The 21,132-nt window shown below is 71.4% G+C and carries 18 protein-coding genes and 1 pseudogene; 10 read left to right on the forward strand and 9 right to left on the reverse strand.

Annotated elements, in window-relative coordinates:
* Window positions 1–102: 102 nt before the first annotated feature.
* A pseudogene (locus tag C4T78_RS12215) lies at window positions 103–917 on the forward strand (SulP family inorganic anion transporter); the annotation flags it as partial.
* Between the two features lie 136 nt (window positions 918–1,053).
* On the opposite strand, the gene C4T78_RS12220 reads toward C4T78_RS12215, so the two are convergent.
* Window positions 1,054–2,100, reverse strand: coding sequence for a zinc-binding dehydrogenase (locus C4T78_RS12220; RefSeq protein WP_093357284.1), 1,047 nt, complete (start codon window positions 2,098–2,100; stop codon window positions 1,054–1,056).
* A 36-nt stretch (window positions 2,101–2,136) separates the two neighbouring features.
* Window positions 2,137–5,262, reverse strand: a complete 3,126-nt coding sequence (locus C4T78_RS12225) for a bifunctional cytochrome P450/NADPH--P450 reductase (RefSeq protein WP_093357285.1) — start codon at window positions 5,260–5,262, stop codon at window positions 2,137–2,139.
* Between the two features lie 171 nt (window positions 5,263–5,433).
* Between C4T78_RS12225 and C4T78_RS12230 the strand changes: the two genes are divergently transcribed.
* A complete protein-coding gene (locus C4T78_RS12230) occupies window positions 5,434–6,105 on the forward strand; it encodes a PAS domain-containing protein (protein ID WP_093357287.1) in 672 nt (223 codons plus the stop codon).
* Window positions 6,106–6,123: 18 nt separating this feature from the next.
* On the opposite strand, the gene C4T78_RS12235 is transcribed toward C4T78_RS12230, so the two are convergent.
* Complete coding sequence (locus tag C4T78_RS12235; protein ID WP_309599273.1) at window positions 6,124–6,348, reverse strand: DUF397 domain-containing protein; 225 nt, start codon at window positions 6,346–6,348, stop codon at window positions 6,124–6,126.
* A 146-nt stretch (window positions 6,349–6,494) separates the two neighbouring features.
* Window positions 6,495–7,274: a glucose 1-dehydrogenase gene (locus C4T78_RS12240; protein ID WP_093357289.1), complete on the reverse strand. Its 780-nt coding sequence runs from the start codon at window positions 7,272–7,274 to the stop codon at window positions 6,495–6,497.
* Between the two features lie 145 nt (window positions 7,275–7,419).
* Here C4T78_RS12240 and C4T78_RS12245 point away from each other — a divergent pair, with 145 nt between their 5' ends.
* A complete protein-coding gene (locus tag C4T78_RS12245; protein WP_093357290.1) occupies window positions 7,420–8,064 on the forward strand; it encodes a TetR/AcrR family transcriptional regulator in 645 nt (214 codons plus the stop codon).
* Between the two features lie 211 nt (window positions 8,065–8,275).
* Here C4T78_RS12245 and C4T78_RS12250 read toward each other — a convergent pair whose 3' ends face one another.
* Window positions 8,276–9,286, reverse strand: a complete 1,011-nt coding sequence (locus tag C4T78_RS12250) for an SDR family oxidoreductase (protein ID WP_093357309.1) — start codon at window positions 9,284–9,286, stop codon at window positions 8,276–8,278.
* Between the two features lie 173 nt (window positions 9,287–9,459).
* Here C4T78_RS12250 and C4T78_RS12255 point away from each other — a divergent pair, with 173 nt between their 5' ends.
* Both C4T78_RS12255 and C4T78_RS12260 read left to right on the forward strand, forming a co-directional pair.
* The gene (locus tag C4T78_RS12255) at window positions 9,460–10,293 is read left to right on the forward strand and encodes a helix-turn-helix transcriptional regulator (RefSeq protein ID WP_093357440.1); all 834 of its coding nucleotides are present in this window, start codon (window positions 9,460–9,462) and stop codon (window positions 10,291–10,293) included.
* Between the two features lie 217 nt (window positions 10,294–10,510).
* Complete coding sequence (locus C4T78_RS12260) at window positions 10,511–11,215, forward strand: class I SAM-dependent methyltransferase (RefSeq protein WP_093357310.1); 705 nt, start codon at window positions 10,511–10,513, stop codon at window positions 11,213–11,215.
* Window positions 11,216–11,262: 47 nt separating this feature from the next.
* Here C4T78_RS12260 and C4T78_RS12265 read toward each other — a convergent pair whose 3' ends face one another.
* Window positions 11,263–12,183, reverse strand: a complete 921-nt coding sequence (locus C4T78_RS12265; protein ID WP_093357312.1) for a LysR substrate-binding domain-containing protein — start codon at window positions 12,181–12,183, stop codon at window positions 11,263–11,265.
* Between the two features lie 73 nt (window positions 12,184–12,256).
* Here C4T78_RS12265 and C4T78_RS12270 point away from each other — a divergent pair, with 73 nt between their 5' ends.
* The 3 genes from C4T78_RS12270 to C4T78_RS12280 all read left to right on the forward strand — a co-directional run bounded on the left by C4T78_RS12270 (window position 12,257) and on the right by C4T78_RS12280 (window position 15,569).
* Entirely contained in the window at window positions 12,257–13,672 is a 1,416-nt protein-coding gene (locus C4T78_RS12270; RefSeq protein ID WP_235863799.1) for an MFS transporter, read from the forward strand.
* Window positions 13,663–13,839, forward strand: coding sequence for a hypothetical protein (locus C4T78_RS36380; RefSeq protein WP_177247763.1), 177 nt, complete (start codon window positions 13,663–13,665; stop codon window positions 13,837–13,839). Before C4T78_RS12270 ends, C4T78_RS36380 begins: the two co-directional genes overlap by 10 nt.
* A gap of 377 nt (window positions 13,840–14,216) precedes the next feature.
* Entirely contained in the window at window positions 14,217–15,569 is a 1,353-nt protein-coding gene (locus tag C4T78_RS12280) for an MFS transporter (RefSeq protein WP_093357315.1), read from the forward strand.
* 19 nt (window positions 15,570–15,588) lie between these two features.
* Here C4T78_RS12280 and C4T78_RS12285 read toward each other — a convergent pair whose 3' ends face one another.
* The 3 genes from C4T78_RS12285 to C4T78_RS12295 form a co-directional block, all read right to left on the reverse strand.
* Complete coding sequence (locus C4T78_RS12285; RefSeq protein WP_093357316.1) at window positions 15,589–15,837, reverse strand: AbrB/MazE/SpoVT family DNA-binding domain-containing protein; 249 nt, start codon at window positions 15,835–15,837, stop codon at window positions 15,589–15,591.
* 111 nt (window positions 15,838–15,948) lie between these two features.
* The gene (locus C4T78_RS12290; RefSeq protein ID WP_093357318.1) at window positions 15,949–17,271 is read right to left on the reverse strand and encodes an MFS transporter; all 1,323 of its coding nucleotides are present in this window, start codon (window positions 17,269–17,271) and stop codon (window positions 15,949–15,951) included.
* A 273-nt stretch (window positions 17,272–17,544) separates the two neighbouring features.
* Window positions 17,545–18,429, reverse strand: coding sequence for a LysR substrate-binding domain-containing protein (locus C4T78_RS12295; RefSeq protein WP_177247764.1), 885 nt, complete (start codon window positions 18,427–18,429; stop codon window positions 17,545–17,547).
* 218 nt (window positions 18,430–18,647) lie between these two features.
* Here C4T78_RS12295 and C4T78_RS12300 point away from each other — a divergent pair, with 218 nt between their 5' ends.
* Complete coding sequence (locus tag C4T78_RS12300) at window positions 18,648–19,967, forward strand: MFS transporter (protein ID WP_235863800.1); 1,320 nt, start codon at window positions 18,648–18,650, stop codon at window positions 19,965–19,967.
* An 11-nt stretch (window positions 19,968–19,978) separates the two neighbouring features.
* Window positions 19,979–21,130: an acyl-CoA dehydrogenase family protein gene (locus C4T78_RS12305; protein ID WP_093357443.1), complete on the forward strand. Its 1,152-nt coding sequence runs from the start codon at window positions 19,979–19,981 to the stop codon at window positions 21,128–21,130.
* The last annotated feature ends 2 nt before the right edge of the window (window positions 21,131–21,132 follow it).

Genomic DNA, 21,132 nt, shown 5'->3' on the forward strand with positions numbered 1-21,132 from the left:
CGCCCGCTCGCGCGGGCGGGCCGGTGGGGGCCGACCCTATGGTGCGGCGGCGCCGCGGCCCGCACCGCCACGCCGGTGCGGCGCACCGACCGCCGGACCGGCGTGGCCGTGGTCATCTCGATCGTCGGCGGGCGGCCCGCGATGATCTCCGCCGTCACCGGTGCGTTCGCGCTGGTGGTGGCGCCGCTGGCCCGCGAGCGCGGGCTCGGCTACCTGGTCGCGACGGTCATCCTCGGCGGGGTGTTCCAGATCGTCCTGGGCTCGCTCGGGGTGGCGCGGCTGATGCGGTTCGTGCCGCGCAGCTGATGGTCGGCTTCGTCAACGCACTGGCCGTCCTCATCTTCCTGGCGCAGCTCCCCGAGCTGATCGACGTGCCGTGGCAGGTCTACCCGCTGTTCGCCGCCGCCCTGGCGATCATGGTGCTGTTCCCGAGGCTCACCAAGGCCGTTCCCGGGCCTGTGTCCACCGTGGCGCTGACCGCGCTGACCATCGCCGCGGGCATCGCGGTGCCCACCGTCGGCGGCAAGGGCGCACTGCCCTCCGCGCTGCCGGTTCCCGGCATCCCGGACGTGCCGCTCACCCTGGACACGCTCAGCCTCATCGCGCCCTACGCGCTGGCGTTCGCGCTGGTCGGGCTGATGGAGTCGTTGATGACGGCCAAGCTCGTCGACGACATCACCGACACCCGGTCCAACAAGACGCGGGAGTCCATCGGCCAGGGCGTCGCCAACGTCGTCACCGGGTTCTTCGGCGGCATGGGCGGCTGCGCGATGATCGGCCAGACCATGATCAACGTGCGGACGGCGGGCGCCCGCACCCGGCTGTCGACCTTCCTGGCCGGTGCGTTCCTGATGGTGCTGTGCAACGCGTTCGGGCCGCTGGTCTCGCAGATCCCGATGGCCGCGCTGGACGCCGTCACCACCAAGTACGAGAGCCGGGGCAAATCGGTCGAGATCGTCGGCCTGAACGCGCACAGCGCCGAGATCCACCACCGGCTCACCGGCGAGCTCACCGGCGGCTGACCGGTGCCGCGCGGCCGGGCGGCACTCGCGGTCAGGGCACGAGCACCAGGCGGATCGGGTCTCCCACCTTGTTCTCCAGCCGGTGCACCGCTTCCGCGGCCTCGGCCAGCGGCAGGTGGCCGCTGATGGAGGGCGAGAGGTCCAGGCGACCGGTGGCGGCCAGGCGGATCAGCTGCTCGACGTGCTCGGGACCGGACCCGTAGTGACCGCGGATCTCGTTGCGGTTCCAGCTGAAGCGCGTGCCGTCGGTGACGGTCAGCGGCTGCGGCGTGAGCCCCGCCAGCACCATGGCACCGCCCCGGCAGAGGGTGCGGGCGGCCTGTTCCCGCACGGCGGGCACACCGGCGAAGTCGAAGGCCACGTCCAGGCCCCGGCCGCCGGTCGCGCGCAGGACCGCCGCGGCGAAGTCCGGGTCGGCCGGGTCGAGGGCGAGGTCGGCGCCGAAGGCGAGCGCGCGCTCGCGTGCGCTGGCCAGCGGGTCGACCGCGATCACCGGTGCCGCACCGGCGAGCCGGGCCAGCTGGATGCCGTGCGCGCCCAGGCCGCCGGCGCCCCAGATGCCCACCGCCTGGGCCGGGCGGACGTCGCCGGTGGCGACGATGGCGGCGTAGGGCGTGGAGACCGCGTCCGGGATGATCGCGGCCTGGTCGAAGGGCAGGTCGTCCGGGATCGGGGCGAGGGTGTCCTCGCGGGCGATCGCGTACTGCGCCCAGCCGCCGTCGTAGTCCACACCGCGGGTGCGGGCCATCAGGCAGGGTGCGCGGCGACGGCGGCAGTTGGCGCACTCGCCGCAGCTCTGCCCGGCCTGCAGCGCCACCCGCGTGCCCGGGGTCCAGTCGCCGCCCAGGTCCGGGCCCAGCGAGTGGATCACCCCGGCGACCTCGTGCCCGAGGGTGATCTCCTCGACGGGCACGAACGGCTTCAGGCTGCCGTCGATCAGGTGCACGTCGGACAGGCACACCCCGGCGGCCTTGACCTCGATCAGCACCTCCCCCGGCCCGGGGACGGGAACCGGGACCTCTTCGACGCGGAACTTTCCGCTGGGCACGTGCAACCGCCCGGCGAGCATGGTGTCCATGGGCGAAACCTCCGATTTCTGCGCGGGATCGGTGACTCAGCGCGCGGTGTGGACGTCCTCGACGTAGCGGCCGTCGGCGACCAGCGAGTCGAGCCAGGCGGTTCCGTCGCCACCAGCGCGCTCCGCGTGGATGGCCCGGAACGCCTCGCGCACGCCGGGTGCCATCCGGGTTCCGTCGCCGCAGACGTAGATCTTCGCCCCGTCGCCGAGCAGCCGCCACAGCTCATCGGCCTCGGCGGCGATGCGGTGCTGGACGAACGCCTGCCCGTCGACCGGTTCGGCGCTGAAGGCCGGGCGCATCTCCACCGCACCGGCCAGCTCGGCGGCGCGCAGCTCGGCGCTGTGCAGGTAGTCGGCGTCCGGGGCGTCGCAACCGAAGTAGCACAGCGCCGGGGCAAGCCGCTCGCCGTTCGCCGCGCGGGCGAGCCGGTCGGCGATGGCGCCGCGGAAGGGCGCCAGGCCGGTACCGGCCGAGACCATGATCACCGGGACCTCGTGGTCGACCCGGAACGCGGCCCGGCACGGCTGGACCCGCGCGAGCACGGTGTCACCGGCGCGCACGCGGTCGAGGAATCCCGAACCGGTGCCGCGGAAGGTGCCGCGCCCCGACCGCGCGGGGGCTTCGAGCAGGGACACCATCAGGTCGACGTGGTGCGGGTCGCCGACCGGTGACGATGAGATCGAGTAGTGGCGCGGCCGGATCGGCGGCAGCAGCTCCAGCAGCACCGGCCAGGTCAGCTGCTCGATCAGCGCGGGATTGTCCTCGACGACGTCCAGCAGAGTGCGGTGGTCCGGGTCTTCGGCCAGGGCCCGCAGGGCCTGCTGCTCGGGCGGGCACGGGTCGAGCTCGGCGAGGACGCTCAGCTGCGCGCTGGTCGGGCGGTCCTGCAGCTCGACGTGCCGGGTCAGCAGCTCGCGAACGGTCACCGGCCGGTCGACCGCGATCCCGTCCCGACGCGGCGCGATGCTGAGGACGGTGTCCAGGTCCACCCGCAGGATCCGGGCGGCGCGTTCGACCAGTGCCGGGTCGTTGGCCGGGAGCACCGTGAGGTGATCGGCGGTCCGGTAGGTCTCACCCTCGGGCAGCTCCAGGCGCACGAAGCGCTTGGTGCGCGAGTAGCCGGGGCTGGTGAGGCTGGCGGTCTCGGTGACCGTCATCGGCGTCATGCCGTGCCGGGCGGCCAGCGCGTCCAGCGGACCACCGGTGAGCTCGGTGACGATGTGCGCGGGACTCGCGGGCTGGTCGGCGCCGACCGAGGCGGGGTCGCCGTGCTCCTGGAGCACGGCGTTGCGCAGCGCGGCGGTGAAGGCCTTGACCGCGCCGGTCAGATCGCCTGCGGCATCAGCCTCCGCGCGCTCCAGCAACCGGGTTCCGCCGAGGTCGGCCAGCCGGGCGTCGAGGTAGGTCGGGATGCGCTGGTAGGTGGCGGACCAGTTGCGGTCACCGACGCCGAGGACCGCGTAGGTGACGCCGTCGGCGGCACCGGGCTCGGCGTTGTCCAGCCAGCGGATGAACTCCGCCGCGTCATCGGTGGGCTGGCCGTTGTAGGAGGCGGCGGTGATGACGACGGGCCGGTCGGTGGGCAGTGCCCCGGTGTGGTCGTCGAGCGCGGCGGTGGCGGTGTCGCAGCCGATCTCGGCGGTCGCGTCGGCGAGCTGGGCCGAGAAGTCGCGGCAGGTCCCGTAGTTGCTGCCGTGCAGCAGCAGGACTCCGGTTCCCGGCCGCACCCGGGTGGGCAGTCCGTTGTCCGCGACGGGCGCCTCGGTGGTCCGGGCGGGCGCGGCGACGCGGTCCGCCGAAGTGCGCCGGGCCAGGGCGAGGGTCAAGCCGTCGGGCTTGATGGTGAGCGTCTGCTTGATGCGCAACTGGTAGTCGGCGTGGTCGAGCAGCCGGTAGCGGTGGACCAGCATCGCCAGCAGCATCGTGGCCTCGTGCAGCGCGAACTGCCGACCGATGCACGCGCGTTCGCCGGTCCCGAACGGCTTGAAGGCGTGCGGGGAGCGCGCCGCTTCCGCCTCGGGCGTGAAGCGGGCCGGGTCGAACAGCTCGGGGTTGTCGCCCCAGACCGGGTCCCGGTGCAGCATCGGGGTCACCACCGACGCCCACTGCCCCGCCCGCATCGGGATGCCGCCCAGCGCCGTGTCGTGGCGGGCCTGGCGCGAAAAACCCGGTGCAGGCGGGAACATCCGCAGCGTCTCGTTGAGCACCTGGCGGGTGAAGTGCAGGCGGCCGATGTCCTCGAAGGTCGGTTCCGGGTCGGGCTGGTCGCCCCACAGCTCGTCCACCTCGCGCTGCACCATCCGCAGCGCGGTGGGGTGCTTGACCAGGTTGTGCAGCGCGAAGGACAGGGTGCCGGAGGTCGTCTCGTGCCCGGCGATCAGGAAGGTGATCACCTGGTCGCGGATGTTCGCCAGGTCCAGGGTGGTGCCGTCCGATGGGTGGGTGGCGCTGAGCATCAGCCCCAGCAGGTCCTCGTCGTCCGGGGACGGTGCTCCGGGAGCGGTGCGCGCCGCGATGACCTCGTCCACCACCGAGGCGAGGAAGGCCGCGTCGGTGCGGAACGCCTCGTCGGTGCGCGAGTGGTCGGCGTCCGGGTCGCGGCTGAGCCTGGTCATCGCCCAGTGCAGGCAGCGCACCAGGGCGTCGACGAACGGGTGCGGTTCATCGCGCTCGAACGAACCGAAGTCGAACCCGAAACCGGCCAGGCCGATGGTGTCCAGCGTCATCCGGGTCATGTCGTCGGCCACGTCGACCGGGCTGCCCGCCGCGCACCTGCGGTCCCACGCCTCGATCAGCCGGCGGGCGACGCGCAGCATCACCGGGTGGTAGGCGCGCATCGAGCCGAGTGCGAAGGCGGGCATCAGGATGTCGTGCGCCTTGGCCCAGTTGGGCTCGTCGTCGTACGCGGTGAACAGGCCGTCGTGGGCGAACTCGCGGACGTTCTCCAGCGCCGGTCCGACGGCCTTGCCGAACCGCTGCTCGTCGGAGAGCTCGGTCACCAGCTCCAGGCTGCTGACCAGCAGCGCGTCCTGGCCGTGCTGGCGCTGGACGAAGACCGGACCGTGCTGCCGGATCAGCCGCATCGTCCGCAGGACCGGCGTGCTGGTCGGCTCGTCGGACACGTCGACGACGGGGATACCGGGCTGGAGCAGAGCGGCCATGTGGGGCCAACCGCCTTTCGCGCTTGGGGAACCGCCGGGGAGAGCGGTCCCCTCCACACTCACCCCGCGCGAACCCCCGCGGCCGCCGCCGCACTGCATAATCGTGTAGTCCGTCGGTGCACCTGGGACTTGCCAAACCGACCGGAGTGCGCAACACGCAGGGAGCAGCACATGGACCCCGAGTCGTGCGGACCGCCGCACGCGGTGGACTGGCGCCGGGAAGCGATCACCTGGCGCAACCGCATGATCCTCCTGCTCGACCACCTGCCGACGCCGATCGCGCTCTGCGAGGCCGACGGCGGCATCCTGCTGGCGAACCCGGCGATGGCCGCCGAGTGGGGCCTGCTGCCGGGGCAGATGCGCGGGCGCAACGCCCTCGACTTCTTCCGGCCCCGTGCGAAGGCCCGGCTCCACCCGATCGCCGAAGCCGTCCGGTTGCACCGCAGGTCCCGCTACCCGGTCGAGGTCAGCTGGACCCCGCCGAGCGGCGTCGAGCGCTACGGCGAGGTCGACGTCACCCCGGTCAGCGACACCGCGGACGCTCCCCCGGCCCTCATGCTGGTGCTCCGCGTCCGCGGCGAAAGAGTCGAAACATCACCGGAAGAGCCGGCGCCACCGGCCAGCGAGATCGAAGCGCGAATCCTCGCCCTGGCAGCGGGCGGCGACACGACCGCCCGGATCGCCAAAGCGGTCGGCCTGACCGTGGACGGCGTCAACTACCACCTGGCGCAGCTCGCCCGCCGCTGGAACGTGCGAGGCAGAACGGCGTTGGTTGCACGCGCCTACGCGCTCGGCGTCCTCGACCCCGAGGCCTGGCCACCGGCTCCGACGGAACCCGCGTGAGCCCCGTCAGCGGGCGCATCACTCGCTGAGCCCAGCGAGGAATGCGGCCCACCTGGCCCGCGAGAACACCAACACCCGGCCCTCGGGGTCCTTCGAATCCCGAGCTGCCACAACACCATCGCCGCTGGCGACCTCGACGCAGTTTCCGGTGCGCGGCTTTCCAGGCGGTCGAACTTGCACCTCGGCTGGGTTTGACCGCGCGAAACTCCGCCGAGAGCACCGCCGGGTCGTTGACCGAATCACGTCAAGCGCGGTTGAGCTGCACGCCCGATTCGCGGAGCAGGTCGGCGAGGTGGCCGTCGCGGCCGGTCATGCAGTCCGGGCGTCGGGCAGGTGCGACAAGGACGCGTCCCCTGCGGAGTCGTTCGACCCGGTCGCGTGTGGAGTGCTCATGCGGTCTCGGCCTGAAGGGCAGGTCCGAGGAGCAGTCCACCGTCGATGACGTGCTCCGATCCCGTGATGAACGACGCGTCCGATGACGTGAGGAACAGGAGAAGCCGGGTGACGTCGGTCGGCTCTCCGAGTCGGGGGATGGCGAACGGCTCGGGTGAGTAGAAGTCGGCGATTGCCGCCGTGGCACCGGCTGCTGGTTCTCGGATGAAGGGCGTCGCGATTACGCCTGGGTGGATGGCGTTCACCCGGATGTGGTCCCGGCCGAGCTCGAGCGCCGCCGTTCGGGTCAGACCGCGCAAGGCCCACTTGCTGGCGACGTACGGCGCGTAGTGCGCCGTGCCGCCCAGGGCCATGGTGGAGGCGATGTTGACGATGGCTCCCCCTGCTGCGCGGCGCAGAGCGGGGGCCGCGATCTTGATGCCCAGGAAGGCCCCTGTGAGGTTGATGTCGAGGATGCGCGACCACGTGGCCTGGTCCGTGCTCTCGATCGTTGCGGGCGGGTTCTGAACGCCAGCGTTGTTGACGAGCACGTTCAGGGCGCCGAAGGCGCTCTCGGCCGCCAGCACAGCGGCGGACCACGAGCTTTCGTCAGCAACGTCGAGGCGGACGAAGCGAGCGCGGGTGCCGAGCTCGTCGGCGAGAGCGGCGCCGCGTTGCGCGTCGATGCCGCCGATCACCACATTCGCTCCCTCGGCGTGAAAGGCGCGCACGTGGCTCGCGCCCTGGCCACCGGCCCCACCCGTCACGAGCACGGTCTGGTCGTCGAAGCGGCGCATCAGATGCTCCTCCAGTGCGTGGGTGACCGACCGGGATCATCGGCGATGGATGGCCGGTCGGTGGTGAGCTGGCTGACTCACCACTGCTCTGACGCTAGGCCGGCAGCGATGGTGAGTCAAGCCACTCACCTCGTATGCTCGGCCCATGAGCAGGGCCGTGACGACGTATCACCAGCGCATCGCCCAGGAGAAGCGCGCGCTGATCTTGACGGCCGCGACCGCGCTGTTCCTCGAGTTGGGCTACGACCGGACGTCGCTGGCGCGAATCGCAGAGCGCTCGGGCGTTTCGCGGGCCACCTTGTACAAGCAGTTTCCGAGCAAAGCCGCCCTGTTCGACGCCATGGTCACCGAGGCCTGGTCGACCGCTGACGAAGAGGATCCTCCGCCGGCAGGCAACATCGTTGACGGGCTCAGCACCATCGGTCGCCGCTACGCCGAGCTGTTGAGCCGCGCCCGGATGACCGACCTGTTCCGAATCGTCATTGCCGAGCTGCCGCGATTCCCCGAACTCGCCGATGCGCAGTTCTCGCACGGGAAGATGCCCTACTTCGAGTCCGTGCGCAGCTACCTGCTGGCCGAGCACGAGGCGGGCACGGTGCGGGTCGAAGACGTGGATCTCGCGGCCACCCAGTTCCTGGGCATGATCTCCAACTACGTCTTCTGGCCGACGCTCCTGGTGCCGGGCTGGGAGGTGAGCGCCGAACGCGTCGCTCAGGTAGTCGACGAGGCCGTCCGCACCATCGCCGCCCGGTACGCCGCGACTGGCCCAGCGACGTCCACCGACGACTGAGTCCCGCCGCCACCAGAAGTGCCGACGACTGCGCAATCGAGACCCTCGGCACCAAGGGCGTTCGCGAGCATCCCGGGGCGGACACCGAAAGAGGGAGCTTCGACGTGTTCGCCCCACCTCGATCGGCCTGGCATCAGCACGGCCCCTCAGCAGCAGGCCCGAACGTGCACCCCGGCGTCGTCTGGTCCGCACGGGGTGGGCGTGGTGGTCGTCATCGCCACCGGGCTGCTCGCTGGACTCTCCCCGACCTGGTCGACGAGGACTGGCCGCGGGATGACCGAGCGGTCGGGAATGAGGTGCGGGTGAGGGTTTCGGAGATCTGCCAGATTCGTTCGGCGTCGGACTCGCTGCGAAGCCGGGAGTAGAGCGCCTGTTCGGCGGGCGCGCCGGACAGGTGTCCGAGGCCGCTGGGCCCGTACAGCCGCTCGCCGCGCGCATCCGGGGAGGTCGCGGCGAAAAGCGCCGGGAGCAGCGCCGTCTCGACCGTTCCGAAGAGGACGCCGCGACCGGCGAGGGCGCGGATGACGCGCACGCCGGCGGTGTCTCGTGCCCGGCCGAGTTCGGGGCGCGCGGCCAGGAGGCTGGTGGGGGCGACGCCGGGGTGGGCGAGGTTGCTGGTGATGCCCCAGCCCTCGGCCCGGCTGCGCCGGTCCAGCTCCAGGCCGAACAGCCCGAACGCGATCTTGGACTGGCTGTAGGCGCGTTGGCCGTGGTAGGAGCGCTCCCAGTTCAGGTCGTCCCAGTTGATGGCGTGCCGGTTGGCGGCGACGCTGATCTGCGAGGTCACGCGCGCACGGCCCGCGCGCAGCAGGGGCAGCAGGTGGGCGACGAGGGCGAAGTGGCCCAGGTGGTTGCTGCCGAACTGCAGCTCGAACCCGTCGGCTGTGGTCTGCCGGTCCGGCGGGGTCATCACACCGGCGTTGTTGATGAGGATGTGGATCGGGCGGTTCTCCTCGCGCAGCGCCGCTCCCAGTGCGGCGACCGAGGCCAGCGACGAGAGGTCGAGGTCGCGCAGGGACACGGCCGCTTGCGGGTGCTGCTGCTCGATCCTCGCGATCGCCGCTTCTCCCTTGCGGCGGTTGCGGACGGGCATGACGACCTCGGCACCGGCGGCGGACAGGCGAGCGGCCAGGCCCAGACCGACCCCGTCGCTGGCTCCGGTGACGACGGCGAGCTTCCCGGAGAGGTCGGCAACGGTGATGTCCGGTCGGGTGCGTGCCATGTGCTGCTCCTGGTTCCGTTGGGAGGTGATCCCAGGCTGCGCCCGTTCCGCGGGGACATCCACGGCCTCCCGATCCCAGGCTGGCCGCGACCGGAAGGGGGATCGGTGATCCGAGGCAGCCGTCCGGCACCGGTGGCAGGATGAACGGCGCCGGCACCGGGGAGGAAGCAGCTGTGATCGATCGAGCCGGGCTCGCCGGGTTCCTGCGGCACCGCCGCGAGTCGCTCCAGCCCGAAGACGTCGGCCTCCCGCACGGGCAGCGGCGCAGAACCGCCGGCCTGCGCCGCGAGGAGGTCGCCGCGCTCTGCCACATCTCCGCCGACTACTACAGCCGGCTCGAACGGGAGCGCGGACCGCACCCGTCCGAGCAGATGATCGCCTCGATCGCGCAGGGCCTGCACCTGTCGCTCGACGAGCGCGACCACCTGTTCCGCCTCGCCGGGCACAACCCGCCGGCCAGAGACGCGACCAGCGAGCACATCGGTCCCGGGCTGCTGCGCATCTTCGACCGGCTCACCGACACCCCCGCCGAAATCGTCACCGAGCTCGGCGAGACGCTCCGGCAGACGCCGCTCGGGGTCGCGCTCACCGGGGACACCACGAGGTACACCGGCCCGGCCCGCAGCATCGGCTACCGGTGGTTCACCGACCCGGCCACCCGGGCCCGCTACCACCCCGACGACCACGCGCTGCACTCCCGCGTCTTCGCCGCCGGGCTGCGCAAGCTCGTCACACTCCGCGGGCCGGGATCACGGCCCGCGCAGCTCATGGAACTGCTGCTCGCCCAGAGCGAAGAATTCCGCACCGTCTGGGAGGAGCACGAGATCGGCATCGGCCACAGCGGCGTCAAGCGCTACGCGCACCCGGAAGTCGGCGCCCTGGAGCTGAACTGCCAGACGCTCCTCGACCCCGATCAATCGCACGTGCTCCTCGTCTACACCGCCGCCCCCGGCAGCGAGAGCTACGAGAAGCTGCAGCTCCTCTCGGCCATCGCCCCGAACGCCTGACCGGCGAGGACAGACCGCGTGACAGCGGTGTGAGGGCGATTTGGCACCGACAAGGGGAAGGCTCGGCGGCTCCGGACGAAGGAGGTAGTCGGATGATGTCCGTCGAGCTGTTCGCCCCCAAGGGTTCGCTCAGCACCGATCAGCGGCGGCAGGTGGCCGAGCTGCTGGGCTCTCCGGGCGAGTTCGCACGGTTTCAGCCGCGGCGTACGGCGCGGCGATCAGCGTCCGAGACCGGGTGCTCGACATCGGTTGCGGCACCGGGCTGACGACCCGGGTCGCCGCGCGGCGAGCACATCGCGGGCGGGCCGTCGGTGTCGACCTCTCCGCACCGATGCTCGACCGCGCACGCCGCGCCGCAGCCGCCGAGAGCATCGGCAACGTGCTCTTCGAGCAGACCGACGCCCAAGTCCACCCGTTCCCGCCGCGGGCGTTCGACGTGGCGATCAGCCAGGCGGGAGTGGTGTTCTTCGGCGATCCTGTCGCCGCGTTCGCCAACATCGCCCGCGCGCTGCGGCCCGGGGCCCGGTTGGCCTTCGTCTGCCACCGGGAACCCGCCGCCGAGGTGCGGGCGATCTTCGCCGCGCTGGCAGCGCACGTCCCTGTGCCGGGGATGCGGGAGCAAGCGACCGGTGTAGCGGACTTCGCCGATCCCGAGCACATCCGCGCGGTGCTCACCGCCGCCGGTTTCGAGCGGATGGCCGTCACCGGGATCGAGGTGCCGAGCGTCGTCGGCAGGAACTCCGCTGAAGCCGCGGACTTCCTGCTCGCGGGCCAGCTGGGCCCGATGACCCGCAACGCGGCCCCGCACGCCGTCGACGACGCGCGGCAAGCGGTCATCTCGGTTCTCCTCGCCTGCGAGAGCGAGGGCATCGTGCGACTTCCCGCTCGCGGTTGGCTGGTCACGGCGCGAACGTCCGCGTGAGCACCAGTCCACTTCGGACGTCATGGCGGATCACCCGGTCGCGGTCGTCAAAGGCGTGACGGCGGGAGCAGCGTTGCCGCCGTGGCGCTGATCGATTCGAGGGACGCTGCTACTGCTGGGTGGTCTCGGCGGCCGAGGCGGGTTGCCGCCGTGATCCGGCGGGCCGGGGCCGGTTCTCCGTGCAGGGGCAGGCGGACGACCGGCCAGTCGTCGTGCAGTCGGGCCAGGCGCGGCACCAGGATGATGCCGAAGCCGTGGGCCACCAGGGCCGCACCCGTGTCCCACTCGTTGGCGTAGTGGGCGATGTTCGGCGTGAAACCCGCTGCCATGCAGGCGGTTCGGACGAGATCGTGGTAGGCGCCGCCGGGCAGCGCCACGATCCACGGCTCGTCGGCGGCGTCGGCGAGGGTGACCGCGCGGAACTCCGTCAGGCGGTGCCGCGCGGGCACCACCAGGTCCAGCGGGTCGTCCAGCAGCGGCTGCTGGTCGAAGCGCTCGTCGGCGGTGGACGGCGTGTCCGCCGAGTTGATCACCAGCGCGAGGTCCGCCTCACCGGCCAGCAGCAGGTCGAAGCACCGGGCCGGTTCGGCTTCGATCACCCGCACCCGCAGACCCGGGTGGCGCTCGCGCAGCGCCGCGGCCGCAGGAGGCAGCAGATTCGTCGCAGCGGTGGAGAAACCGCACAGCGTGAACGAGCCGCTGGGTTCCTCGGACAGCGACGCGAGCTCGGCGTAGGCGCGTTCGGCCTGCGCCTGCAAGGCCTCCACGTGCCGCAGCAGCGCCCGGGCCGCCGCGGTCAGCTGGATCCCGCGACCGCGCTGGGCCACCAGCTCGACGCCGAGCTCCTCGGCAAGCTGCCGGAGCTGGTAGGAGACGGCCGAGGGGGTGTAGTGCAGAGCCGCGGCAGCGGCGGTGACCGTGCCGTGGTGGGCCACCAGCTGGAGCACCTTGAGCCGCGGATCGATCATGCAACCATTTTGCACGGTTCTGTTGCAGATCGTTTGATTTTCTTTCCGAGTTGCAGCGGCCAACCTGGGAGGCGTGACGCTCGCGAACTCCCCCGCTCCGGTGCCCCTCGTCGACCGCGCGCGTGAGCTGCGCACCGGCCTGTTCGTTCTTGTCGTGCTGACGGCCGGGGCCTACCTGCCCAGTCCGCTGTACCCGGCCTACCAGGACGCATTCGCGGTCAGCGATCTCGCCATGACGCTGATCTACGCGACGTTCGCGCTGGTCAGCGCGCCCGCTCTGCTGCTGTTCGGCTCGGCCTCCGATGTCATGGGGCCGCGGTCGGTGCTGCGGATCAGCATCGCGCTGGCGGCCATCGGGTCGGCCTGCTTCGCATTCGCCTCCGGCCTGGAGTGGCTGCTGGTCGCGCGAGCCGCGCAAGGACTAGCGCTGGGCGCGGTGACCGGGGCGGCCAGCTCGTTGATCAGCGAGCGGACGTCCGGCCGGGTGAGCGGCGCGGTGCTGGCCAGCACCGCTTTCGTCGCGGGCACGGCCGCGGGACCGATCGCGGGCGGGGCGCTCGCCGAGTACGCGCCCGCACCGCACGTCCTGCCGTTCCTCCTGCACCTGGTGCTGCTCGGGATCGGATGGCGGCGCGTGGCGAAGCTGACCGGATCCGCGCCGCAGACTGGCCGGTGGACACCGACCCGGCCGCAGATCCCGCCGGGCACCCGGGTGGTCTTCGCCTCGGCCGCGGCGACCGGGTTCCTCGCCTGGACGGTGGCGGGCCTGTTCCTCGCGGTCATCCCGGCGCTCCTCGACCGGAGCGCGCAGGGCGATCAGGCGGTGATCGGCGCGATCCTGGGAGCGGTGCTGATCTGCTCGGTGCTGACCCAGCCTCTCGTTCCCCGGCTCGGCGCCCGGAACGCCCAGCTCACCGGGCTCGGCGCACTGCTGGCCAGCCTCGTCCTGCTGGCGGGCGGCGCAGGCGGTTCGGTCCCGATCACCCTGCTCGCCGCCGTCGTGGCCGGTGCCGGGCACGGCTTGGCCTACGGTGGCGCGGCGGCAGCCGTCGACGCGGTCGCGCCGGCGGGCGAGCGCGGTGCCATCACCGGCGCGCTGCACCTCGCCTTCTACCTGGGCGCCGGGCTGCCCGCGATCGCCGTCGGGCTCGTCGCGCTCGGGCATCCGCTGGCCACCGCGACGTCGTGGGTCACCGCGTTCGCGGCCGCGCTCGTTCCGCTGGCCGGTGCGGCCGTCGTGCTGGCCGGGCCGGGCGGCGACCGCGCTGATCAGCGCCGGACAGCGAGCCTAAGCTGCTGGTCATGGGACTCTTCTCGCGGCGCAAGACGCCGACCGGGCCACCGCAGCCGTTCGCGTTCGTCGTGGCGAACGTCTTCTCGGTGCCGATGCGCGGAGTGGTGTTCACCGGTCGCGTCGAGAGCGGGCAGGTGCAGCCGGGGCAGGACGCCGTCCTGCACCTCGCCGGGGACGAGCGCGCCGTGCGGGTGAAGAGCATCGACGTGCGCCGCCGGTCCGCGGCCGCGGCCGGGGCCGGCGAGGAGGCGGGGCTCTACCTCGACGGGATCACCGCGCGCGACCTGCCCACCGTTCCCGGCGGCGACGGCAGCCTCATCGACAGCGACGCGGTCGCGGGCACCCGGCTCGTCTCCGCCTGACCGGGCGCGCGGAAAAATCAGTTGCCCGTCTCGCGGGCCGGGACCTAACCTCCTCGGTACACAGGAAAGGAGGTGGTCCGACGTTGAAGACGTACAGGACTTGTGAGGTGGCTGTCCGCTAGGACCGCCCAGCCGGCCCAGCGTGCGTTGGTCGCGCGGGTGAGCGGTCGGCGAATACCAGGCAGCTACCCGGCCCCGGGGCTCCGAACTGCGTCCGGTTCGGCCCGTCGGACCACCGACGGGAAACGGCCCCGGGGTCGCTGCTTTTCCTGCCGCGGTACAGGATTCCCCTAGCCCCGTGAGGGATTCACCACTGGGTGCGGTTCACCGGACTTCCTAACGTGTCGGTCACCACTGACCTCGCGTGAGGACCTCCGATGACTTCGACCCGGCAGGAAGAGCAGTCTTCCAGCGTGCTGCGGGTGGGGGTGGCCGCAGGTGTCGGCACCTCCCTGGAGCTGTACGACTTCACCATCTACGGCACCGCCGCGGCGCTGGTGTTCGGTGATGTCTTCTTCAAGACCGGTGACGCCTGGCTGGGCACCTTCCTCAGCCTGTCGACCTTCGCCGCCGGGTTCGTGATGGCTCCGCTCGGCGCCGCGGTGTTCGGCTGGATCGGCGACCGCAAGGGCCGGCGGACGGCGCTGTCGGCCGCGTTCCTGCTGATGGGGCTGGCCACGCTGGGCATGGGTGTGCTGCCGGGGTACGCGGTCATCGGCGTCGCCGCGCCGCTGCTGCTCGTCACGCTCAGGTTGCTGCACGGCGTGGCTCGCGGCGGCGAGAGCGCCGGGGCCGCGGTGCTCGCGATCGAGCACGCGCCCGTGCACCGTCGCGGCGTGTACGGCTCGTTCGTCGCCCTCGGCTCACCGGTCGGGACGATCCTGGCGAACTTCGCCTTCGCCATGGTCCTGTTCCTGCCGGACGAGGAGGTGCGGGACTGGGGCTGGCGGGTGCCGTTCCTGGCCGGTGGCCTGGTGCTGCTGCTCGGGCTGTGGGTGCGCAAGGGCGTGGCGGAGAGCCCGGTCTTCCAGAAGATGGTCGCCGACGAAGCGCAGGACGCCCGTGTCGCGCGACCGCTGCTGGACGTGATCAAGTCCGACTGGCGGCGCATCGCGCTGACCGCCGGGGTCAACATCGGGCTCACCGCGACCACTTTCACGCTGCTGACCTTCATGCTGTCCTACGCCACCGCCGACGCGCCCGAAGGGCTCGGGCTGCCGCGCCAGGCGATCGTGAACGGCTCCCTGCTGGGCCTGGCCTGCCACGCGATCCTCAACATCACCGCCGCGTGGCTGTCCGATCGCATCGGGCGCAAGCCGGTCATGCTCACCGGAGCCGTGCTGTCCCTGGCCGCCGCGCTGGTGATGTTCCCGATCGCCTCGGCGGGCACCGTCTTCGCGGTGAACACCGCCGTGGTGCTGGGATTCATCGGCACCGGTGTCCTCTTCGGACCGATGTACACCTTCTTCGCCGAGGCGTTCCCGCGCGAGAAGCGGCAGTCCGGCGTCGGCCTCGGCTACCACCTTGGCGCGGTGCTCGGCGGCGGCATCACGCCGATGATCGCGAACCGGATCATCGCGGGCACCGGCGAACCGCTCAACGTCGGCTACTACCTGGCCGCGCTGCTGACGCTGTCGCTGGTCTGCCTGCTGTTCCTGCCGGAAACCGCACCGGCCCGGCTGGCGCGAGCAGCCCGCCGGGAATCCGCACCCGCGGCCCGGTGGCGGTGAACCCGCTCAACCGCGACGATCACTTCTCGTCCGCGGCTCGCTCCGCGCCCGGCCGCGACGGCATGGCCTGGGCGATGAAGCTGTCGAAGAGGTCCTGGCGCACGATCGCGATCCCCTGCTCGACATCGGCCAGCAGCAGCAGGGTGTCGCCGGGGTTGATCCCGAACAGGTCCCGCGCTCCCTTGGGAATGACGATCTGGCCCTTCTCCCCGACCTTGACGGTCCCGGCGAACTTGCCGGGCTCGGGCGGCAGGTCCTTGACGTTCACAACGCCTCCCACGACAATCGGTCATACTTTTCATACAAGTATGACACGCATGTCGAGCCGGCACGCCGAAGGGCACCTCCGACGGCTCGGAGGTGCCCTTCGGCGATCGGATCAGGCGGCGACGGGTCGGCGCGGAGTCGCGAGATCCCAGCGGTGACGGGTAAGCAGCACCGGCACGCCTTCGCCCCGGGCTTGCGCCGCGAAGACCTCCGCACGAGCGCGGCGCCACCACACCACCGTGCGGGAAGCGCCGAACAGCAGCAGCGCCACCAGCGCCAGCATCGCGACCCGGTACTCCGAACCGCCCGGCATGCCCTGCCCCAGGTCCAGGAGCAGCCCGACGAACAGCACGCCCAGCGCCGTCGCGGAGTGACCGCCGGAGTTGGCGAGGCCGGTCGCCGTGCCGACCTGGTGCATCGGGTTGAAGTCGCGCGCCAGGACCATGGCCACGGACGAAACCGGGCCGCCCAGGGCGAAGATCAAGAACGTCGTCGCGATCACCGCGATCGGCGGGCGCCCCTGCGGCCAGGTCAGCAGCACCACCCAGGACAGCGCGTTGATCGCCAGGTAGCCGAGCACGATCCACATCCGCCACTCCGGTCGGCGGCCGATCAGCGCACCCACCAGCGGACCGCCGACGACCTGGCCGATGATCAGCAGGCTGAGCAGCACGCTCGCCGTCGGCGCGGCCACGCCGAGCCCGTTCACCAGGTACGGGAAGCCCCACAGCAGCGTCAGCGCACCCGAGGCGAACAGCGTGCTGAAGTGCGTCCAGAACGCCAGCCTGGTGCCCGGCACCGACCACGCGTCGCGCACCTGCTGGAACACCGCTCCGCTGCGGCGCGGCTGCGCACCGCCCGGCGCGACGTCCCGCACGACCGTGCCGGTCACCGCCGCGTATCCCAGCGTCAGCGCCCCCACCAGCAGGAAGGTCGCCGTCCAGCCCAGGTTCTGCAGCGCCATCGCGAGCGGGAACGTGGCCGCAACGCCCCCCAGCGCCCCCAGCGCGCTGGACACCGTTGCCACCAGTGCGTACCGGCGGGCGGAGAAGTGCGATGCCACCAGCCGGAGGATGCTCACCCACATCAGCGCGTCGCCCAGACCCAGCACCGCGCGGGCCACCAGGCCCGCCGAGTACGAGTCGGCGACGGCGAAGAGCACTTGCCCGGTTCCCAGGAGCACCACCGCGATGGTGATCACCCGGCGGGAACCGAAGCGGTCCACCAGCAATCCGGTGGGAATCTGCATGCCGGCGTAGATGCCGACCTGCAGGACCGTGAACGCGCTCAGCGCGGCCGGACCGACGTCGAAGCGGTCCAGCGCCTGCGTTCCGGCGACCCCCAAGCTACCTCTGTGAAAAACCGCGGCGAGATAGGCGATCACCGCCGCGCCCCAGATCCACCAAGCCCGACGCTCCGGTCGGTCGGCAGTCACCAAAGACCTCCTTGTTCAGATGTGCGGACCGGTCGACGTCGACCGGTTGTCCACCGTGCATGTCGCAGCCCACCGCGCCGGAGTTACGCCGAATCGAAGTGCACTGCGCCACATTTCTACATTTCCCATGCACACCAAGGAAAACTCGCCAGTGCATCCACAATGGACGATGTGACGCAGATCGTCGGACTGCAATTTCAATGGAAATCGCACGTCTGATTTCAATTGAAATTGCGGCGCAGTAGCCCGTTCGGGTAACTCGCCGGCCGAGGGTCAGAGCTCGGCGACGACCTCGTCGAGGAGCGCGACCAGACCGGCCAGGGCCGGGTTCGCGTCGTCGGCTCGCCACACCAGCGCCAGCGGGACCGGCGGCGCGTCGTGCACCGGCACCAGCACCACGCCCGGCACCTTCAGGTGCCCCGCGGTCGCCGGGACCAGACCGACCCCGGAGCCGGCGCCCACCAAGGACAGGATCGTGTGGGTGTCCGGCGCTTCCTGCACGAAGCGCGGACTGAAGCCGTGGCGCAGGCAGGCGGCCTGCACCAGCTGGTTGACCACCGATCCCCGGTTGGTCGGGTAGCTGATCACCGGCTCGCCGCGCAGGTCGGCCATCCCGATGCCGCGACCGACCAGGCGGTGGTGCTCCGGCAGGGCCACCGCCAGCGGGTGCCGCTCCAGCTCCCGCACGCGCAGGCCCTCGGTCGGCACCGGCAGCCGCAGCAGCCCGGCGTCGACCTCCTGCTGGTGGATCCGGTCGACCAGCTCGCCGCCGTAGAGCGGGCTGAGGATCTCGAAGCGCACGTCCGGGTAGCGCTCCCGGAACTTGCGCACGATCAGCAGCATCACCTGGTAGGAGGTCTGCCCGCTGAACCCGAGCCGCACCGTCCCGATCTCACCGGCCGCCGCCTGCCGCGCCAGCCTGGGCGCCGCTTCGGCCGATTCCAGCGTTTTGCGCGCCTCGCGCAGGAAGGCCTCGCCCGCCGCGGTGAGCGCGACCTGCCGCGTGGTGCGCCGCAGCAGCGGCACGCCGACCTCGTGCTCCAAGCGCTTGATCTGCTGGGACAGCGGCGGCTGGGACATGTGCAACCGGACCGCGGCGCGCCGGAAGTTCAACTCCTCGGCGACGGCGACGAACGCCTGCAGGTGGCGCAGTTCCACACCGACCTCCCGACCACGAGCGGCTTTGCCCAGGTCAACGCGCATTGTGTCGCGCAGCCGAATCAAACCTAACCGATTTTGGTGTTAGACGGAACACATCCGCTGACCTAGCTTCGAGGCACCGGGATCGCGGCGCGGCGCTCACCGTGTTGCCGAATCATCCGGCGTCCCAACGGTTTTCGACCTGCTGCGGCAGGAGTCCGGACGGAGCCAGTGCGATGAGACGTCTTTCCGAGCAGGAGAGGATGGGCCGCAGAGCGGGCATCGCCTCGTTCGTCGGCACCAGCATCGAGTGGTACGACTTCTACATCTACGGCACCGCCTCCGCGCTGGTGTTCGGCAAGCTGTTCTTCCCGGTGGTCACGCCCGCGATCGGCGTGCTGGTGTCGTTCGCGACGTTCTGGGTCGGCTTCCTGGCCCGCCCGCTGGGCGGCATCGTCTTCGGCCACCTCGGCGACCGGGTGGGCCGGAAGAAGGCGCTGATCATCACGCTGCTGCTGATGGGCTTCACCACCGTCGGCATCGGCCTGCTGCCCACCTACGCCACCATCGGCATCGCCGCGCCGATCCTGCTGGTGCTGCTGCGCGTCGTGCAGGGCCTGGCCGTCGGCGGCGAGTGGGGCGGCGCGGTGCTCATCGCCACCGAGCACGCGCCGAAGGGCCGCAGCATCACCTCCGGTTCCTGGGCCCAGCAGGGCTCGCCGTCCGGCCAGATCCTGTCCGCGCTGGCCTTCACCCTCGTCTCGCAGCTGCCCGACGACGACTTCTACAGCTGGGGCTGGCGCATCCCGTTCCTGGCCTCGGCGGTGCTGGTGGTGCTGGGCCTGGTGATCCGGCTGAGCATCGCCGAATCGCCGCAGCTGACCAGGCTCAAGGAGACCGGGCAGGTCGCGAGGTTCCCGCTGCTGGACACCTTCCGGCACCACACCGGGCTGGTGGTGCTCGGCGTGTTCGCCTGCGCGATCGTGTTCTCCGCGGCGTACTTCAAGAACACCTTCGCGGTGTCGTGGGCGACCAACGAGCTGGGCTTCGAGCGCGAGACGTTCATGACCGTGGTGCTCATCGCCAGCATCACCCAGTTCTTCGTGCAGCCCTTCGGCGCGGTGCTGGCCAGCCGGTTCGGCGTGCGCAAGGTCGTCACCATCCTGCTGGTCGCCGAACTGCCGGTCATGCCGCTGATGTTCGTGCTGATCAGCACCGGCAGCTTCGCGTGGTCGGTGGTCGGCATGGTGGCCGCGACGCTGCCGCACGTGATGTTCTACTCGATCCTCGCCGGTGTGCTGGCCGACGCGTTCCCGGCGCGCGTGCGCTACACCGCGATCTCGCTGTCCTACGGCCTGGCCGGGACGCTGCTCGGCGGCACCACCCCGATGATCGGGCAGCTGCTGCTGACCTCCTTCGGCTCGATCGTGCCGGTGGTCGGCTGGGCGGTCGTCACCGTGCTGATGTCGCTGATCGGCGTCCGGGCCCTGCTGACCCGCTCCGCGCGGCTCGCCGCGGAGACCGAGACCTCCGGCGCCAGGGCCGGGGCCGAATGATGGGTGGTGCGATGGATCCGAACGTGTTCGACGACGTGCTGCGCACGGTGCGCGACTTCGTCCGCGGCGAGGTGGTGCCCGCCGAGGACGAGATCGAGCGGACCGATGCCATCCCGGCGCGGCTGCGCGAGGCTGCCGCCGGCATGGGCTTGTTCGGCTTCGCGCTGCCGGAAGAGCACGGCGGGCTCGGCCTGTCGATGAGCGAGGACGTCCGGCTGGCCATGGAGCTGGGTTACGCGGTCCCGGCGTTCCGGTCGATGTTCGGCACCAACAACGGCATCGCCGGGCAGGTGATCGTCAAGTACGGCACCGCGGAGCAGCAGCAGCGGTGGCTGCCGAAGCTGGCCGCCGGCGAGGCGATCGCCTCCTTCGCGCTCACCGAGGACGGCGCGGGCTCGGACCCGAGCTCGGTGCGCACCAAGGCGGTCCGCGACGGCGATGAGTACGTGCTCTCCGGTGCCAAGCGGTTCATCACCAACGCGCCGCACGCCGATGTGCTGGTGGTCTTCGCCCGCACCGGCGAGGACGTGCACGGCGGCATCTCGGTGTTCCTGGTCGAGACCGGGCTGGACGGGGTCCGGATCGGGCCGCCGAACGCGAAGATGGGCCAGGCCGGTGCGCACACCGCGGAGGTGTTCTTCGACGACGCGCGGGTGCCCGCCGTGGCGCTGGTCGGCGGCCAGGAGGGCACCGGGTTCGCCGCCGCGATGTCCTCGCTGACGCGCGGGCGGCTGCACATCGCGGCCATCTGCGTGGGCCTGGCCGGGCGGATCGTCGAGGAGTCGGTGCGCTTCGCCGCCGAGGCCGAGCAGGGCGGCCGGCCGATCGGCCGGTTCCAGCTGGTGCAGGCGCTGCTGGCCGAATCGCAGGCGGAGTACTACGCGGGGCGGTCGATGGTGCTGGAGGCGGCGCGCGAGTACGACTCCGGCGCCGACACCAGGCTGGCGCCCTCGTGCGCGAAGTTGTTCTGCAGCGAGATGGTCTCCCGGGTGGCCGACCGGGCGGTGCAGGTGCACGGCGGGTCTGGGTACATGCGCGGCGTTCCGGTGGAGCGCTTCTACCGCGATTCCCGGGTGTTCCGCATCTACGAGGGCACCAGCGAGATCCAGAAGCTGATCATCGCCAAGCAGCTCCTGCGGCGGTTCACCCGCGATTTCCATTGAAA

The organism is Saccharopolyspora kobensis, assembly GCF_900108315.1.
GTDB classification, from domain to species: Bacteria; Actinomycetota; Actinomycetes; order Mycobacteriales; family Pseudonocardiaceae; genus Saccharopolyspora; species Saccharopolyspora kobensis.

Coding starts and splice junctions, on each gene's coding strand:
- C4T78_RS12230 (WP_093357287.1), top strand. CDS start 5,434: ATGGACCCCGAGTCGTGCGGACCGCCGCACGCGGTGGACTGGCGCCGG.
- C4T78_RS12225 (WP_093357285.1), bottom strand. CDS start 5,262: ATGGCCGCTCTGCTCCAGCCCGGTATCCCCGTCGTCGACGTGTCCGAC.
- C4T78_RS12305 (WP_093357443.1), top strand. CDS start 19,979: ATGGATCCGAACGTGTTCGACGACGTGCTGCGCACGGTGCGCGACTTC.
- C4T78_RS12280 (WP_093357315.1), top strand. CDS start 14,217: ATGACTTCGACCCGGCAGGAAGAGCAGTCTTCCAGCGTGCTGCGGGTG.
- C4T78_RS12240 (WP_093357289.1), bottom strand. CDS start 7,274: ATGCGCCGCTTCGACGACCAGACCGTGCTCGTGACGGGTGGGGCCGGT.
- C4T78_RS12250 (WP_093357309.1), bottom strand. CDS start 9,286: ATGGCACGCACCCGACCGGACATCACCGTTGCCGACCTCTCCGGGAAG.
- C4T78_RS12300 (WP_235863800.1), top strand. CDS start 18,648: ATGAGACGTCTTTCCGAGCAGGAGAGGATGGGCCGCAGAGCGGGCATC.
- C4T78_RS12220 (WP_093357284.1), bottom strand. CDS start 2,100: ATGGACACCATGCTCGCCGGGCGGTTGCACGTGCCCAGCGGAAAGTTC.
- C4T78_RS12265 (WP_093357312.1), bottom strand. CDS start 12,183: ATGATCGATCCGCGGCTCAAGGTGCTCCAGCTGGTGGCCCACCACGGC.
- C4T78_RS12245 (WP_093357290.1), top strand. CDS start 7,420: ATGAGCAGGGCCGTGACGACGTATCACCAGCGCATCGCCCAGGAGAAG.